Origin of the sequence: Achromobacter sp. F4_2707, from assembly GCF_047501535.1 — a bacterium.
Taxonomy (GTDB): Bacteria; Pseudomonadota; Gammaproteobacteria; order Burkholderiales; family Burkholderiaceae_B; genus Yanghanlia.
Genome location: NZ_JAZDRJ010000014.1, coordinates 22,927 through 38,442, shown reverse-complemented (window position 1 = coordinate 38,442; position 15,516 = coordinate 22,927). Strand labels below are relative to the sequence as shown.

The window sequence follows — 15,516 nt, the reverse complement described above, 5'->3', positions numbered from 1 at the left end:
GAGAAAGTGCTTGGCCCAGACCCTTGGCATTGAGAATATTGCGTGCTAGTATGGTTACCTATGCGTACCGTATTCCAGTTTTTCTTCTTTTACTTTTATGCTTTTCCTAAGCCGCTGGTGGAGGAAGGGAACTCTCGTACGCACTAAATACATACCGAATTCCCAAAAAGCCGCCAGCGTAAAGCTAGGCGGCTTTTTTTGTATTCGCCCCAATAAATACGGGGGCACCCGCAGTGCCGTATTTTAAAATTGGCCTTGCTTTACCCTGCAACGAAGGGCGGGCTTGAAACTAGGCGTGTGGTTAACCAAAAGGAGCTTTACCGTGTCGCACAATACTGATGACTTACGAATCCGTGAAATCAAGGAACTGTCCCCCCCAGCGCATATCATGCGCGAGTTTCCCTGCACGCCGGACATTTCCTCTGTGGTTTACGGGGCGCGTCGGGCAGTGCACAACATCCTGAAGGGTAGCGATGATCGCATGGTGGTAGTAATTGGGCCGTGCTCCATCCATAACACGGAAGCCGCCCTCGATTACGCCCGGCGCCTGGCTGAACAGCGCGAACTGCACAAAGGCGAGCTGGAAATCATCATGCGGGTGTATTTCGAGAAGCCTCGCACCACAGTGGGCTGGAAAGGGCTGATCAACGACCCCGCTCTGGACGGCAGCTTCAACATCAACAAAGGCCTGCGCACTGCACGCGAATTGCTCATTCAAGTCAACGAGTTGGGCCTGCCTGCCGGTTGTGAGTTCCTCGATATGATCACACCGCAATACATTGCCGATTTGGTTTCTTGGGGCGCTATTGGTGCACGCACTACCGAAAGTCAGGTGCACCGCGAATTGGCCTCCGGTTTATCCTGCCCCGTCGGGTTCAAGAACGGCACCGGTGGTGATGTCAAAATTGCCGTCGACGCCATGATGGCCGCTTCGCAGCCCCACCATTTCCTGTCTGTCACCAAGGGCGGGCACTCAGCCATTGTGTCCACGGTCGGCAATGAAGATTGTCATGTGATTCTACGTGGTGGAAAAGCCCCCAATTACGATGCGGAAAGTGTGGATGCTGCTGCACAGGAGATTGCCAAAGCAGGCGTGCTGCCGCGTTTGATGATTGACGCCAGCCATGCCAACAGCTCCAAGGATTACCGCAAACAGCCGCAGGTGATGGAAGACGTCGCTCAGCAACTGGAAAATGGCGAAGACCGTGTTTTCGGCGTGATGATTGAAAGTAATTTGGTGGCAGGCCGCCAAGATCTTGTCGCCGGGCAGGAACTCACCTACGGCCAGAGCATCACCGACGGCTGCATCGATTGGGATGCTTCCGTGGCAGTGCTTGAACGGCTCGCCCAGGCAGTGAAGGCGCGCCGCGCCAAAGCGCCGCAATCAGCAAATCCCCTGATCGGCAGCGCCGCCTGAAACAGGTAATATTGGCTCATCCCCTGCGCGCACTTATGCGCCAGGGTGGGCGTGCCGATGGGTGCGCGCGCTGAAATCATAAGGACAACAAGCGTGAGTGCCGTTTCTATTTCATACCTTGGGAAAAGGGTAGGGCTGCCATGGTAACCCCACCCGATCTTGACGGCCTGCTCAAGCGGCTGGAAGGCAAGATCCCGGCCCATTGCATTCTGACACGAGCAGAAGATACCCGACCTTACGAATGCGATGGCTTGTCGCTTTACCGCGAACTGCCGCCGGTGGTGATTCTTCCTGAAGACGAATCCCAGGTGATCGAGGTTGTGCAGGCTTGCAAGGCCTTCGATGTGCCCATTGTTCCGCGTGGTGCAGGCACGGGGTTATCCGGCGGCGCAACCCCGCATCCGCGCGGCGTGCTACTGGGGGTGTCAAAGCTGAACCGCATTCTGGAAATCAACCCGGAATCGGCCACTGCGATTGTGGAGCCCGGCGTACGCAATCTGGCTATTTCGGAAGCTGCAGCGGCGGTGGGCTTGTATTACGCTCCCGACCCATCCAGCCAGATCGCCTGTTCAATCGGCGGCAATATTGCTGAAAACTCCGGCGGGGTGCATTGCCTGAAATACGGGCTCACCATTCATAATGTGCTGCGTGCACGAGTGGTGACCATGGATGGCGAAATCGTCGAGTTCGGTTCCGAAGCACCCGACAGCCCCGGGCTCGATCTTCTCGCCGCGTTTATCGGTTCCGAAGGTATGCTGGGTATTGTGACTCAGGCCACGGTAAAGCTGATTCCCGTTCCTGCCTGTGCCCGCGTCATCATGGCGAGCTTTCCTAGCGTGGAAGCAGCCGGCGAAGCGGTTGCCAACGTGATTGCAACCGGGATTGTGCCTGCGGGGCTGGAAATGATGGACAAACGTGCCACGCATATGGTCGAGCCTTTCGTGAACGCGGGCTACGATCTCGACGCCGAAGCTATTTTGCTGTGCGAATCTGATGGCACGCTTGAAGAAGTCGAAGATGAAATCCAGCGCATGAATGCAGTGTTTTCGGCTGCCGGGGCCAGCCGCCTGCAGGTATCAACATCCGAGGAAGAACGTCTGCGCTTCTGGGCAGGCCGCAAGAACGCCTTTCCAGCAGCAGGGCGCGTATCGCCCGATTACTACTGCATGGACGGCACGATCCCACGTCGCCATCTGGCGCAGGTGCTTAACGCCATTGCCGATATGGAAGAAGAATACGGCTTGCGCTGTGCCAACGTCTTCCACGCGGGCGATGGTAATTTGCACCCGCTCATTCTCTTCGATGCCAATATTCCCGACGAAGTCGAACGCGCCGAAAAATTCGGAGCGGCCATTCTTGAGCTTTGCGTCGAGGTGGGAGGCACCGTTACGGGCGAGCACGGCGTGGGCATAGAGAAAATCAACCAGATGTGCGTGCAGTTTTCGCGCCAGGAACTCGATTTTTTCCTGGCACTTAAAAAAGGGTTCGATCCTCACGGCCTGCTGAACCCCGAAAAAGTGATTCCCACGCTGGCGCGTTGCGCCGAATATGGTCGCATGCACGTTCATGCGGGCCAGTTGCGGTTTCCGGATATCCCCCGTTTCTAAGGAAGGCAGATGGAGTTCGTTCTTTCCGAAATGATCGACCAGGTCATGACGGCCCGGGCAAGCCTGAAACCACTCATTATTCAGGGCGGGGGCACCAAGCAATTCTATGGCGAAGCGCACGCTGCGCCCGTCAATGGGGGAGTGCTGGATGTCTCTGCCTTTCAGGGCGTCATCAATTATCAGCCTTCTGAGCTTGTCATCACGGCACGAGCGGGCACGCCTTTGGTTGAAATCGAAGAGCTGCTGGCTGCCAGCGGCCAGATGCTGGCTTTCGAGCCGCCGCGCTTCGGCCCGGCCGCCACGCTCGGAGGTTGTGTAGCGACAGGGCTGTCCGGCCCACGGCGCATGATGGCGGGCAGCTTGCGCGACTTCGTTCTCGGTACCACCTTGCTCGCCGCTAACGGTAATGTGCTGCGTTTTGGCGGTGAAGTCATGAAGAACGTCGCAGGCTACGATGTTTCACGTTTGCTGGCTGGGTCTATGGGAATTTTTGGCGCTATGTTGGAAGTGTCGCTTAAAGTAGCGCCTATGCCACTGGCCGAAGAAACCAGAGAACTTCAGTTGAGCAAATCTGAGGCTCTGGCCAGCTTCAACACCTGGCGCAGCAAGCCTTTGCCGATTTCCGCTACATCGTGGCTGGAAGAGAATGGGCAAGGGATTCTTCGCCTGCGGTTGTCAGGCAGTTCGCCGGCGCTGGTCAGTGCGGCGCGTGTCATCGGCGGTGAGCGCATGAGTGACGACCAGGCCACAGCCTGGTGGGATAGCCTGCGCGATCAAACACACCCATTTTTCCAGGCGCGCCCCTTGTGGCGGTTGGCCTTGCTTCCCACCGCACCGGCGATGGGCCTTGGCACCACAATGGTTGAATGGAATGGCGGCCTGCGCTGGCTGCAGGGCGAGGGGGTTGAGCCCGATTTCATTCGCAAGGCAGCCGCGCGGCATGGGGGGCATGCCACCTTGTATCGCTACGAGGGCGAAGCGCCCGTGCCTGTGTTTCATCCCGTCTCGGCAGGCGTGCGGGCTATCAGCGAGCGCCTCAAACAAGAGTTTGACCCTACTGGCGTGTTCAACCCCGGCAGGCTTTTTCGCGAGTTCTGAGCAATCATGCAAACAAATCTTGCATCATGGATACGTGATACGCCGGAAGGCGAGCAGGCAGAAGAAATCCTGCGGCGTTGTGTGCATTGTGGTTTCTGCCAGGCGACATGCCCGACTTATCAAGAACTGGGCGATGAGCTCGACAGCCCGCGTGGCCGCATCTACCTCATCAAGCAGATGTTGGAAGGTGAAGATGTCAGTGCATCCACTCAAATGCATCTGGATCGCTGCCTGACCTGCCGTAATTGTGAAACCACCTGTCCATCAGGAGTGGAATACGGCAAGCTGGTAGATATTGGCCGTGCGGTGGTGGCCAAGAAAGTGGAACGCCCTTTGCGTGACCGTCTTTTGCGAATTGCCTTGCGCTACGGTTTGAATTCGCCGCTATTCGGGCCGGCCATGGCGTTGGGCCGTGTCATGCGTCCCATATTACCCGCCACCTTGCGCAGTAAAGTGGTGCCGGTGCAGCCTTCGCGCCCATTGCCGGAAAACCTTACCCGCCACGTGCGCCAAGCCATAATGTTGCAAGGCTGCGTACAGCCCGCCATGATGCCGTCCATCGACGAAGCCACGGTCCGCGTGTTGGATGCCGTAGGCATTGGCGTAAGAAGCGTGCCCGGCAGTGTGTGCTGCGGTGCCATCAACCTGCACCTGGATGCCCAGGAAAAAGCGCTTGACCAAATGCGCACCAATATCGATGTCTGGTGGCCGCTCCTGGATACCGGCCAAGCCGAATGCATTGTGGCCAATGCGTCGGGCTGCGGCGCCATGCTGCGTGAGTACGCGCATCATTTGCGCAACGACCCTCGTTATGCCACCAAAGCGCAAGAACTCTCTGACGCCGTACGCGATGTTGCAGAATTGCTGGAACCGCACGCGGCGGAACTCGGAAAACGCATAGGAGGCATAACCGGCCGTCATGCCTTCCACCCCCCTTGCACCTTGCAGCACTGGCAGAAACTACGCGGCATCACCGAAAAAGTACTGGCTGACCTGGGTTTCCAGCTACAGCCTTTCGCCGAATCTCACTTGTGTTGCGGTTCGGCGGGCACGTACTCTATTACCCAGAAGGAACTCTCCCAAAGCCTGCGTGACCGCAAGCTGAGTCATATTGAAGCCACCCAACCCGACATCATCGTCTCTTCCAACATGGGCTGTATTACCCATCTGCAAAGCGGCGCCAGCGTATCTGTGCGTCACTGGGTAGAAGTCGTTGATGAAGCCCTGGCAGGCATCTGATTGTTGTACGCGAATCCAGCTCAACACAGAGAGTTTTGAACAGAATTACCCGGCTACAATGTTGGGATGTCCGAACTCTCTCAGAAAAAAGGGCGCATCGTTGTTGGCATGTCCGGCGGTGTCGACTCTTCCGTAACGGCCTGGCTGCTCAAACAGCAAGGTTATGACGTCCTTGGCCTGTTCATGAAGAACTGGGAGGACGACGATGACAGCGAATATTGCTCTTCCCGCCAAGACTGGCTCGACGCGGCCAGCGTGGCCGACGTCATCGGTGTAGATATTGAGGCCGTCAACTTCGCGGCAGACTACAAAGACCGCGTCTTTGCGGAATTCCTGCGCGAGTATTCCGCCGGCCGTACCCCTAACCCAGATGTTCTCTGCAACGCCGAAATCAAGTTCAAGGCGTTTCTCGATCATGCCATGACCCTTGGAGCGGATCTTATCGCTACCGGTCACTACGCCCGCGTGCGCGAAGTCGAACACAATGGTCAGCGTGAATTCCAGTTGCTAAAAGGGGTGGATTCCAGCAAGGATCAAAGCTATTTTCTGCACCGCCTGAACCAGGCCCAGTTATCGCGCACACGTTTTCCCTTGGGGGAGCTGCCTAAAACGGAAGTGCGACGCATTGCAGCAGAGCTTGGCTTACCCAATGCCACCAAGAAAGATTCCACTGGCATTTGCTTTATTGGTGAGCGCCCATTCCGCGAATTCCTCAATCGCTATCTGCCGACTAAGCCCGGCCCTATCAAAACGCCCGAAGGGCAGGTGCTGGGCCAACACCAGGGGCTGGCTTTCCACACCCTTGGTCAGCGCAAGGGGCTGGGTATCGGCGGCGTAAAAGGCCAGCAGCGCGCCGACGGCACAGCGGATGCCTGGTATGCCGCACGCAAGGATATGGCAAGCAATACCCTGTACGTCGTGCAGGGCCACGACCACCCCTGGCTGCTTTCTAAAGAGCTCACCGCGACGGATGCCAGCTGGATAGCCGGTTACCCCCCACATCAGGGCGAATACGCCGCCAAAACCCGTTACCGGCAGGCAGATGCCTCTTGCACGTTGGGGCAAGCAGAAGACAATTCTTTCAGTCTGATTTTCAACGACCCCCAATGGGCTGTCACACCCGGGCAATCCGCCGTGCTTTACGATGGCGACATTTGCCTGGGCGGCGGCATCATCGTTTAGTTACGGAACACGACAAGCATGAGTTTTTTCTATCTGGGCAGCCTGATGCTGCTGGGCGCATTCGGCGGCTTTGCCGCAGGCTTGCTTGGAATTGGCGGCGGCATGATTCTCGTGCCTTTCATGATTATGCTGTTTCCCTTGGTAGGCTTGCCCCAAGATCTCATGGTGCATACCGCCATCGCCACCTCCATGAGCACCATATTGTTCACGTCTATTTCCAGCATGCGGGCGCATCACCGCAAAGGCGCCATCCGCTGGGATATCGTGGCGATGCTGGTGCCGGGTATTATCGTGGGTGGGCTGCTGTCAGGCGGCGCTGTGTTTTCCTTCATCGACCCTGCATGGCTGGCCTTGGTGTTTTCCGGTTTTGTGGCCTATTCGGGCGCCCGCATGATGTGGGGGAAGCCGCCTGCTGCCGAACGCAGCATGCCTGGTAAGGTGGGCACGTCGGCCATGGGGGTAGTGATCGGTTTTGTGTCCGGGCTCGTCGGTGCGGGCGGCGGCTTCCTTTCCGTACCCTTTATGGTGCGCGGTAATGTGCCGATTCATAACGCTGTAGCCAGTTCCGCTGCTCTGGGCTTTTTCATCGCTCTAGCCAATAGCGTGGGGTATGTGGTGTCGGGGCAGTCCATCGACACCGGCGTGCCCGGCATGTTTGGCTATATTCACGTGCCCACCCTGCTGGGCATAGTGGTGGTCAGTATGCTGATGGCGCCTGTAGGCGCTAAGTGTGCACACAGTCTGCCCGTGGCCACACTGAAGCGTGTGTTTGCATTCCTTCTATTCGCCTTGGCGCTTTATATGCTGTTCAGGGCGGTGAATGCGTTTGGCGCGTAAGAGCTTGCCGGCTGGAATGTCTTAAAGCATTTCAGCCGACGAGCAGTGCCGGTGGTAAACGGCGTTTTCATCAGCACTTATCGGCGTCTTCAAAAAAGAATAGCTCCGGGGTGTAAGCCGGAGCTATATAGCCTGGGTGAACTGCATTACCCGCTTGTTTAGCGGCGGGAGGGCGCAGTACTAGTAAAGGACACCCGGGTGCGCAGCTTTTCTTCCAGCCTTTGCAGGTTGGGGTAGCGCTGGCGCCAAGCCAGTTCTTCAAAACGCAGGTCCAGATAACCTAGTGCACAACCCACGGCGACATCGGCCAAGCTGAAATTCACACCGGTACAGAATGCGGGCTGATCTTCCAGAGAGCGATTCATGTGGTCGAGCGCAGCATCTATTTTGCCTTGCTGGCGGTCTATCCATGCCTGGCTGCGGAACTGCGGTTCGCGGCGGTTGTTTTCAATGAAAATGGCAATTGCAGCGTCGAGCACGCCATCGGCAATCGCTTCCCAGCACTTGATAGCAGCACGTTCGCGACCTTGCTGTGGCAGCAAGCGGCCAACGGGAGACAGGGTGTCAAGGTATTCCACGATCACTCGGGAATCGAACAGTGCGCCCCCATCGTCCATGATCAGGCATGGAATTTTACCTAGCGGGTTGTACTGCTGGATAGTCGAGTCTTGAGCCCAGACATCCTCAAGAACAAACTCGTATTCCAGTTTTTTTTCCGCTAGTACAACACGAGTTTTTCGAACGTAAGGGCTGGTTAACGAACCAATAAGTTTCATGGCAACGTTGTAGGGTTGGGGGCGGCCAGAGTATAGCAGGGCGCCCCTTGTGAATGATGCGTTAAAACAACGATCTAAAGGGGGCGATGGTAGAATTCGGCTGTTTCGGCCCGTATCGGGTTTTTCAATTTATTGATCTTTTCTCATGCAAGTTTCCCCTCAACTGACCTCTTTAAATGCGCTTTCTCCCCTTGATGGCCGTTACGCCGGTAGAGTAGATGTGCTGCGCAGCACATTATCTGAAGCCGCTTTTATGGCGCATCGTGTGGAAGTCGAAGTTGCCTGGCTGTTGGGGCTTGCTGACGCAGGCCTTCCCGAATTACCTGCATTCTCGGAGGCCGCGAAGCAAAAGCTGGAAGATATTGTCAAAAACTTTTCTGAAAGTGATGCCGCGCGGATCAAGGAAATCGAAAAGACCACCAATCACGATGTAAAGGCCGTTGAATATTGGCTGAAAGAACAGGTGGCCGGCCACCCTGAGCTTGACCGCGCAGCCGAGTTCATTCACTTCGCCTGCACATCCGAAGACATTAACAACACGTCGCATGCCCTGATGTTGGGTCGAGCTCGTGAGCAGGCCATTCTGCCGCAGCTAAACAAGCTGAACGACACCCTGAAGATGTTTGCGCGCCAGTTCGCGCAGCAGCCCCTGTTGTCGCGTACGCACGGCCAGCCGGCCAGCCCCACCACATTGGGCAAAGAATTCGCCAACTTCGCCGCGCGCTTGGAGCGCGCCATCGATAGCATTGCCGCGGTGGAACCGTTGGCGAAAATGAATGGTGCAACAGGTAACTACAACGCCCACTTAAGCGCCTATCCGGAGATCGATTGGCCCGCTTTCAGCAAGAATGTGCTGCAGCGCCTGGGCCTCACGCAAAACGAGCACACCATTCAGATTGAGCCGCACGACTGGATGGCGCAATTGTTTGACGCCGTAGCCCGTGCAAACACCATTTTGCTGGATTTGAACCGCGATATCTGGGGCTACATTTCTCTGGGCTACTTCAAGCAGCGTCTCAAAGAAGGCGAGGTCGGTTCTTCCACCATGCCGCACAAGGTCAACCCAATTGATTTCGAAAACTCAGAAGGCAATCTGGGGCTGGCCAACGCCGTGTTGGGACATCTGGCCGAAAAACTGCCGATTTCCCGCTTCCAACGCGACCTTACCGACTCCACCGTGCTGCGCAATCTGGGCGTGGGTCTGGGCTACTGCGTCGTAGCTTACGACGCCTGCATGCGTGGCCTGGGTAAACTGGAGCTCAACGCCTCCGCCATCGACGCCGACATTGACGCCTGCTGGGAAGTACTGGCGGAACCCGTACAAACCGTTATGCGTCGCTACGGGCTGCCACAACCCTATGAACAGCTGAAAGAATTGACGCGTGGCAAGGGCATTACCCAAGAGGGGCTGAGCGAGTTCATTCAGGGGCTGGATCTCCCCGCCGAACCCAAGGCAAGGCTGCTGGCCATGACGCCGCGCAGCTATGTCGGTCTGGCTGTGGAACTGGCAGAAAAGATCTAAGCGAATTTTCTAAAATATTTTCTGAAAATTCTGTTGACAGCGAATTTTTCGCCGGTATAGAATAGCGATCTTTCAAGCGGTGCCGGGCCGTTAGCTCAGTTGGTAGAGCAGCGGACTCTTAATCCGTTGGTCGAAGGTTCGAATCCTTCACGGCCCACCAAAATATCGTTTGAAAATCAAGCAGTTAACGCCACCCCGCACGGTGGCGTTTCTTCTTCTGGCTCCAAACGTGCCGTAAACGTGACATTGGAAACGTACTGCGCCAGATGGCTTTGAGCTAGGTGTGCATATTTCTGCACCATCTCCACAGTCTCCCATCCTCCAAGCTCCTTTAGCACCATGAGCGGCGTACCGGCCTGTACGTGCCAGCTTGCCCAGGTGTGTCGAAAGTCATGGAAGCGAAAATCTTTGATTCCGATGGCATCGCAAGCTCGCCTCAAATCTCGATCATCAATCTGTCCGATCTTGATGGGTAAAGCGGTCTTGCTTGGCGGTCGTTCAAATACGTACGTCACGGCAGTTTTCAAGCGGCGCTCTAGAACATCCATGGCATCACGATTCAGCGGGACTGAGCGGGCATAGCCTGATTTCGCGTGCTCGGCGCGGACCCAGGCTGTAGCGCGTTCCAGGTCAACGTCCGCAGGAAGCAAGCTTAGGAGCTCATCTTCACGCATGGCCGCTGCGACGTATCCCACAACCCATAAGCCGTCCTCCCTGAATCTAGAATCAGGGCTGCGCTGTCTGTATGGCGATGGGGGCAAGAGGCCGCAGTCTGGGCCGTTGATGGGTGAGCGGCGTTATATTTCAGAAGTAAATAACTGAGGACTCTGCTATGCAGCCACGTATTACGGTCATCACAGTAGGTGTCGACGACCTAGGAAGATCGTTACGCTTCTACCGGGATGGCTTGGGTTTTAAGACTGATGGCATCGTCGGCGAGAAGTTCGACAACGGCGCTGTAGCCTTCATTGATCTGCAGCCCGGCCTACGTTTGGCGCTTTGGCCGCGTTCGAGCATTGCGCATGACACTGGCCTGCCGCTTACAGCACCGTGCGCAACGGAAATGACGCTCGGTCATAACGTGGCGTCAAGGTCAGAAGTCGATGCAGTTATGCAGCTCGCTGAAAGCGCTGGCGCGCATGTCATTAAAGCTGCGTGCGATACCTTTTGGGGTGGATACGCAGGCTACTTCCAAGATCCAGACGGCCACGTTTGGGAGGTCGTGTGGAACCCCGACTGGACTGAGTAGGGTCCAGACCCACCCGTCTTTCAGGGCCAGGCTCCGGTGGGCGCTGTAGTTGGGTGCCAGACGGGGCGCCGCCGCTTCGCTGATGCTCCTGCGCCGCGAACAGACCGCAGCGCAGGGGTACTGCCAGCACTCATATCCTCCGCCCGTTTCTCCTGCCAAGAATAAAACGAGCGAATGTGTGACAATCTCAAGCTCCACATAATTTTGAGAGATATTTTCATGGGCACCAAAATCTTTACTGAAGCCGATCGTAAGCGTACTCCCCCTCCCGTCGCTCCCAAGGGCATGACGCTTACCCGCCAAGGTGGCGGCCAACGAGTAAGCAAGGAGCGTGGCGCGCATACCCACCACAAGAAAAACCCCGGAAAGCGCCACCGCTAGAGTTAATCTCTGGTGTCACTATGGTGGCCAAGGTAAACGTCCGGTCACCACACCTTGAGCGTGTGTAGCGCTCGGAGCATAGTCCTCACTTGTTGTTAGTGGGGACTATCTGCATCAGCTAGTGCGGTCTGCCCAAGTTCGCTACTTTCTCGCATACCGCTTACTCCCCGTACTGGTAATGCAGTACTTGCCCCCACGGGGGCCGGTGCAGTACGTCCCACTTGCACAAGAGCAGCTTCCACTCGATGCTGCCGGATTGGCTGGCTCTACCGTGCGGCGACCACCACCCAAATAGTCGGGGCATGATCGCTTGCTGCCACTGGCAGACCCATCATTACAGACGAATACCTCACCCTCGCAGTGCGAGATGCCGCCTTTCTTTCCCGAGCACGGTGCGCGCTGGGCTACCGCTGGTAAGGCAAGGATGAGTAGGGCGCTGCATATGCTCGCTACTGCCACTCGCATCGTTACTTCCCCCACTCCGTCTTGTTTAGTTACATCGTGCCTCGACGCAGGTGATCAGCCAATCGGGATTTGTCCCTGAAAACGGTGTGTGTGTAAGCCGCGCAGCTCTCACGGATCGACGCGGCCAAGCTCACGATTGCCCATTACAGGCACTCTTCTTGCACCCGTACGACATCCTCATTGAAACCAAGGAGATAGCGATGTCGGAACCTTTGAAAGCCGTCCTCACCACTGAACGCATGCCTAGCGGTCAGTATCAATGGGTCATCACGGCGATTGATACCACCGTCAGTACGATGCCGCAGACCCAGCGTTCTACACAGCTGTTTGCGACGGAAGAAGAAGCGAAGCGCGCCGGGGCGCAAGCATTGGAAGATTTTGAGCTGCAAAAATCTCCGCAATCCAGGGCGGGCTAGGGAATCCGTGGCGGTGGCACGTCGCTTGCTAGTACGGATCACACCCATACTTGGAGAACAAACCATGCAGAAAAATCAGTATGAGCTCTGCCGTAGGGCAGGGGCGGCGTTGGTGCTAGGGGCGGCGGCTTTGGCGTTTACGGCCTGCACAACGACTTTTCCCGATAGCCAGGCCACCCCGCAGCAACAGCGTTCGCAAATCAACGACGGGGCAGATGCCACACTTGAAAGGTTGTACCAAGAGGTTCCGGGTTCGCGGGATTATGTGCAGCGTGCGAAAGGCGTGCTGGTGTTTCCTGAAGCGGTCAGTGGCGGCTTCATTCTCGGTGTGGAGCATGGCAAGGGCGTATTGAGGGTAGGCGGGCAGAACGCCGGCTATTACTCGACGTCGTCAGGCTCGTTCGGCTTGCAGGCGGGGGCGCAATCGCGTGCCATCGTGATTCTCTTCATGACGGATGAAGCGTTAAGTCAGTTCCGTAATAGCTCAGGTTGGACGGCGGGTGTGGATGCAACCGTGGCCGTTGCTAATGTTGGAGCGAACGGTATGGTAGATACCAGCACGATGCAAGAACCCGTGGTGGTATTTGCGCTAACCAATGCGGGCTTGATGGCGGGGGTATCGGTGGAAGGCGCGAAGATTGAGCGTCTTGACCTTTAAGCAACGCTGAACCGGCCCGCTAGGGGCCGGACACATAGCCGGGCATGGAAAGCCTGCGCCGCACTGCGGGCGCTCTCGCTAGGGGCGGTTGGCGCCATGCTCCCAACCGCCTGAACATCAGCCTTGCAAATATGTGAGGCTGATGTTTTTATGTATATAGCAATACAAAACGCGGGCGGAAAGTAGCAAGGAGACATATATGGAACTGGATGCACTGATGCTGGCACGTTTGCAGTTTGCATTTACCATTTCCTTTCATATTATCTTTCCCGCTATCACGATTGGCTTGGCCAGCTATCTGGCAGTGCTTGAAGGCTTTTGGCTCAAGACGGGCAACCCGGTCTACCTCACGCTCTATCAATACTGGTTAAGAATCTTCGCCGTGAATTTCGGCATGGGGGTGGTGTCGGGGCTGGTGATGGCATACCAGTTCGGCACCAACTGGAGCGGTTTTTCTGATTTTGCGGGTGGCATTACCGGGCCGTTGCTGGCTTACGAGGTACTGACGGCCTTCTTTCTAGAGGCCGGCTTTCTTGGGGTGATGTTGTTTGGCATGCGCCGCGTAGGGCCTGGGCTGCACTTTATGTCTACCATTATGGTGGCCTTGGGTACTTTGCTATCGGCAACGTGGATTCTCGCTTCAAACAGTTGGATGCAGACGCCTGCGGGCCATGAAATCATAAATGGCCAGGCGGTACCAGTCGATTGGCTGGCGGTTATTTTCAATCCTTCATTTCCTTATCGGCTGGTGCATATGGTGCTGGCTGCGTTTCTTGCGACGGCACTATTGGTGGCGGCTTCCGGTGCTTGGCATCTGCTGCGCGGCAATAACAGCCCTGCGGTGCGGAAGATGTTTTCCATGGCGTTATGGATGTTGTTGGCGGTGGCGCCTTTGCAGGCGCTGGTGGGAGATTTCCACGGCTTGAATACCTTGCAGCATCAGCCTGCCAAGTTGGCTGCCATAGAGGGGCATTGGGAAAACCAGCCGGGTGAGGCCGTCCCGTTGACTGTATTCGCCCTGCCTGACATGGAAGCCGAAACCAATCGCTACGCCTTGGAAATACCTCATTTGGGCAGCCTGATTCTCACTCATAGTTGGGATGGCCAGTTCCCGGGCTTGAAAGAGTTCCCCCGGGATGAATGGCCGTATGTGCCTTTAGTGTTCTGGTCGTTCCGGGTGATGGTCGGCTTGGGCCTGCTGATGATTGGTCTGGCGCTGTGGGGCGCCTGGAAGCGTTGGCGCGGCACATTGTATGACTCGGCAGAGTCGCGCGGTATGTGGCGTTATGCCTTGTATATGGGGCCGGCAGGCTTGGTTGCCATATTGGCGGGCTGGTACACCACAGAAGTCGGCCGCCAGCCTTGGGTGGTGTATGGGGTCATGCGCACCGCCGATGCCGTCAGCCCGCATCAGGCGTTCGAAGTGGGGCTGACACTGCTGTTGTTCGTGGTGGTGTATTTCATTCTGTTTGGTGCAGGCACGGTCTATATGCTGCGCCTGATCAAGCGCGGGCCGGCGGCAGCGCCAGATTACGGGCCAGAAGGTGGGCCGGGTGAGCCGCGCACGCCGAGTCGCCCTTTATCTGCGGCGACAGAAGCGGATGCCGATGACTCCGCGCCCCGTGCACAGGGGCGCGGCCAGGGAGATAATCATGGGTATTGATTTGACCGTTCTGTGGGCTGTCATCATCCTGTTTGGCATCCTGATGTATGTCATCATGGATGGCTTCGATCTGGGTATTGGCATTCTGTACCCTTTTTTCCCCGACCGGCACGACAGGGATGTGATGATGAATACCGTCGCACCGGTCTGGGATGGCAACGAAACCTGGCTGGTGCTCGGTGGGGCGGGCCTGCTGGCGGCATTCCCGCTGGCGTATGCGGTGATACTCAGCGCTTTCATGCTGCCGCTGGTTTTTATGCTGCTGGGGTTGATTTTCCGTGGGGTGGCTTTTGAATTCCGTTTCAAGGCTTCTGACCAGCGTCGCCATTTCTGGGATAAAGCATTCATTGGTGGGTCGGTGGTGGCCACGTTTTTTCAGGGCGTGACCTTGGGCGCGTACTTGGAAGGCATTCAGGTGGTGGGGCGGCAGTTTGCAGGCGGGCCGTTTGACTGGTTCCGGCCTTTTCCTGTTTTTACCGGCTTGGCGCTGATTGTTGCTTACGCTTTACTGGGCTGTACTTGGTTGGTGATGAAAACTGACTCCACCTTGCAGCGTCGCATGATTCAGCTGGCGCGGCCCCTGACTCTGGTGCTGTTGGGGGTGATTTTCATTGTCAGCATCTGGACGCCCATTGCGCATGAAGACATCCGTGAGCGCTGGTTCAGTACGCCGAATCTGTACTGGTTTGCGCCAGTGCCGGTGCTGGTGTTGGCATGCGCCTGGTCTTTGCTGCGCGCACTCGATAAGCAACCCCATGCAGGGCCTTTTGTGCTGACTCTCTGCCTGGTGTTTCTGGGCTATAGTGGTTTGGGTATCAGCCTGTGGCCCAATATCATTCCGCCCAATATCGATTTATGGGAAGCAGCGGGGCCGCCCCAAAGTCAGGGGTTTGCCTTGGTGGGGGCCTTGTTCATTATTCCCATCATCCTTATGTACACCGCTTGGTCGTATTACGTCTTTCGGGGCAAAGTGCAGGCAGGCGATGGCTACCATTGAAAGTGGTGC

15 protein-coding genes and 1 tRNA gene are annotated in these 15,516 nt (G+C 56.6%); 14 read left to right on the top strand and 2 right to left on the bottom strand.

What is annotated here, in order from left to right:
• The first annotated feature begins 322 nt into the window (after positions 1-322).
• The 6 genes from aroG to VRY85_RS13445 all read left to right on the top strand — a co-directional run bounded on the left by aroG (position 323) and on the right by VRY85_RS13445 (position 7,380).
• Complete coding sequence (gene aroG, locus VRY85_RS13470; protein ID WP_414599121.1) at positions 323-1,417, top strand: 3-deoxy-7-phosphoheptulonate synthase AroG; 1,095 nt, start codon at positions 323-325, stop codon at positions 1,415-1,417.
• A gap of 140 nt (positions 1,418-1,557) precedes the next feature.
• Positions 1,558-3,024 (top strand): FAD-linked oxidase C-terminal domain-containing protein, encoded by a 1,467-nt coding sequence (locus tag VRY85_RS13465; protein WP_414599120.1) that lies wholly within the window; start codon positions 1,558-1,560, stop codon positions 3,022-3,024.
• A 9-nt stretch (positions 3,025-3,033) separates the two neighbouring features.
• Positions 3,034-4,122 (top strand): glycolate oxidase subunit GlcE, encoded by a 1,089-nt coding sequence (glcE, locus tag VRY85_RS13460; RefSeq protein WP_414599119.1) that lies wholly within the window; start codon positions 3,034-3,036, stop codon positions 4,120-4,122.
• Positions 4,123-4,128: 6 nt separating this feature from the next.
• Positions 4,129-5,361, top strand: a complete 1,233-nt coding sequence (gene glcF, locus VRY85_RS13455; RefSeq protein ID WP_414599118.1) for a glycolate oxidase subunit GlcF — start codon at positions 4,129-4,131, stop codon at positions 5,359-5,361.
• 66 nt (positions 5,362-5,427) lie between these two features.
• Positions 5,428-6,543 carry a tRNA 2-thiouridine(34) synthase MnmA gene (gene mnmA, locus VRY85_RS13450; protein ID WP_414599117.1) on the top strand — a complete coding sequence of 372 codons (1,116 nt, stop codon included), beginning with the start codon at positions 5,428-5,430 and terminating at the stop codon, positions 6,541-6,543.
• An 18-nt stretch (positions 6,544-6,561) separates the two neighbouring features.
• Positions 6,562-7,380, top strand: a complete 819-nt coding sequence (locus VRY85_RS13445) for a sulfite exporter TauE/SafE family protein (protein WP_414599116.1) — start codon at positions 6,562-6,564, stop codon at positions 7,378-7,380.
• Positions 7,381-7,538: 158 nt separating this feature from the next.
• Here the strand turns inward: VRY85_RS13445 and VRY85_RS13440 are convergent, their stop codons facing one another.
• Positions 7,539-8,156, bottom strand: coding sequence for a glutathione S-transferase N-terminal domain-containing protein (locus VRY85_RS13440; protein ID WP_414599115.1), 618 nt, complete (start codon positions 8,154-8,156; stop codon positions 7,539-7,541).
• Positions 8,157-8,301: 145 nt separating this feature from the next.
• On the opposite strand from VRY85_RS13440, the gene purB reads away from it, so the two are divergent.
• Positions 8,302-9,678 carry an adenylosuccinate lyase gene (gene purB, locus VRY85_RS13435; RefSeq protein WP_414599114.1) on the top strand — a complete coding sequence of 459 codons (1,377 nt, stop codon included), beginning with the start codon at positions 8,302-8,304 and terminating at the stop codon, positions 9,676-9,678.
• 84 nt (positions 9,679-9,762) lie between these two features.
• A tRNA-Lys gene (locus tag VRY85_RS13430) sits at positions 9,763-9,838 on the top strand.
• A gap of 16 nt (positions 9,839-9,854) precedes the next feature.
• Here VRY85_RS13430 and VRY85_RS13425 read toward each other — a convergent pair.
• Positions 9,855-10,352 carry a site-specific integrase gene (locus VRY85_RS13425; RefSeq protein ID WP_414599113.1) on the bottom strand — a complete coding sequence of 166 codons (498 nt, stop codon included), beginning with the start codon at positions 10,350-10,352 and terminating at the stop codon, positions 9,855-9,857.
• A 158-nt stretch (positions 10,353-10,510) separates the two neighbouring features.
• On the opposite strand from VRY85_RS13425, the gene VRY85_RS13420 reads away from it, so the two are divergent.
• From VRY85_RS13420 to cydB, 6 genes are all read left to right on the top strand, one after another.
• Positions 10,511-10,927: a VOC family protein gene (locus VRY85_RS13420; RefSeq protein ID WP_414599112.1), complete on the top strand. Its 417-nt coding sequence runs from the start codon at positions 10,511-10,513 to the stop codon at positions 10,925-10,927.
• A 219-nt stretch (positions 10,928-11,146) separates the two neighbouring features.
• A complete protein-coding gene (locus tag VRY85_RS13415; RefSeq protein WP_414599111.1) occupies positions 11,147-11,308 on the top strand; it encodes a hypothetical protein in 162 nt (53 codons plus the stop codon).
• A 665-nt stretch (positions 11,309-11,973) separates the two neighbouring features.
• Complete coding sequence (locus tag VRY85_RS13410; RefSeq protein ID WP_414599110.1) at positions 11,974-12,189, top strand: hypothetical protein; 216 nt, start codon at positions 11,974-11,976, stop codon at positions 12,187-12,189.
• A 64-nt stretch (positions 12,190-12,253) separates the two neighbouring features.
• A complete protein-coding gene (locus VRY85_RS13405; RefSeq protein ID WP_414599109.1) occupies positions 12,254-12,847 on the top strand; it encodes a YSC84-related protein in 594 nt (197 codons plus the stop codon).
• A 199-nt stretch (positions 12,848-13,046) separates the two neighbouring features.
• A complete protein-coding gene (locus tag VRY85_RS13400; protein WP_414599108.1) occupies positions 13,047-14,510 on the top strand; it encodes a cytochrome ubiquinol oxidase subunit I in 1,464 nt (487 codons plus the stop codon).
• Entirely contained in the window at positions 14,500-15,507 is a 1,008-nt protein-coding gene (gene cydB, locus VRY85_RS13395) for a cytochrome d ubiquinol oxidase subunit II (RefSeq protein WP_414599107.1), read from the top strand. Before VRY85_RS13400 ends, cydB begins: the two co-directional genes overlap by 11 nt.
• Positions 15,508-15,516: the final 9 nt, after the last annotated feature.

Excerpts from the sequence above, each read along its gene's own strand:
- VRY85_RS13420 (WP_414599112.1), top strand. The coding sequence starts at position 10,511 with ATGCAGCCACGTATTACGGTCATCACAGTAGGTGTCGACGACCTAGGA.
- VRY85_RS13445 (WP_414599116.1), top strand. The coding sequence starts at position 6,562 with ATGAGTTTTTTCTATCTGGGCAGCCTGATGCTGCTGGGCGCATTCGGC.
- purB (WP_414599114.1), top strand. The coding sequence starts at position 8,302 with ATGCAAGTTTCCCCTCAACTGACCTCTTTAAATGCGCTTTCTCCCCTT.
- cydB (WP_414599107.1), top strand. The coding sequence starts at position 14,500 with ATGGGTATTGATTTGACCGTTCTGTGGGCTGTCATCATCCTGTTTGGC.
- VRY85_RS13400 (WP_414599108.1), top strand. The coding sequence starts at position 13,047 with ATGGAACTGGATGCACTGATGCTGGCACGTTTGCAGTTTGCATTTACC.
- glcE (WP_414599119.1), top strand. The coding sequence starts at position 3,034 with ATGGAGTTCGTTCTTTCCGAAATGATCGACCAGGTCATGACGGCCCGG.
- VRY85_RS13415 (WP_414599111.1), top strand. The coding sequence starts at position 11,147 with ATGGGCACCAAAATCTTTACTGAAGCCGATCGTAAGCGTACTCCCCCT.
- VRY85_RS13405 (WP_414599109.1), top strand. The coding sequence starts at position 12,254 with ATGCAGAAAAATCAGTATGAGCTCTGCCGTAGGGCAGGGGCGGCGTTG.
- VRY85_RS13440 (WP_414599115.1), bottom strand. The coding sequence starts at position 8,156 with ATGAAACTTATTGGTTCGTTAACCAGCCCTTACGTTCGAAAAACTCGT.
- glcF (WP_414599118.1), top strand. The coding sequence starts at position 4,129 with ATGCAAACAAATCTTGCATCATGGATACGTGATACGCCGGAAGGCGAG.
- VRY85_RS13410 (WP_414599110.1), top strand. The coding sequence starts at position 11,974 with ATGTCGGAACCTTTGAAAGCCGTCCTCACCACTGAACGCATGCCTAGC.
- VRY85_RS13465 (WP_414599120.1), top strand. The coding sequence starts at position 1,558 with ATGGTAACCCCACCCGATCTTGACGGCCTGCTCAAGCGGCTGGAAGGC.
- VRY85_RS13425 (WP_414599113.1), bottom strand. The coding sequence starts at position 10,352 with ATGCGTGAAGATGAGCTCCTAAGCTTGCTTCCTGCGGACGTTGACCTG.
- mnmA (WP_414599117.1), top strand. The coding sequence starts at position 5,428 with ATGTCCGAACTCTCTCAGAAAAAAGGGCGCATCGTTGTTGGCATGTCC.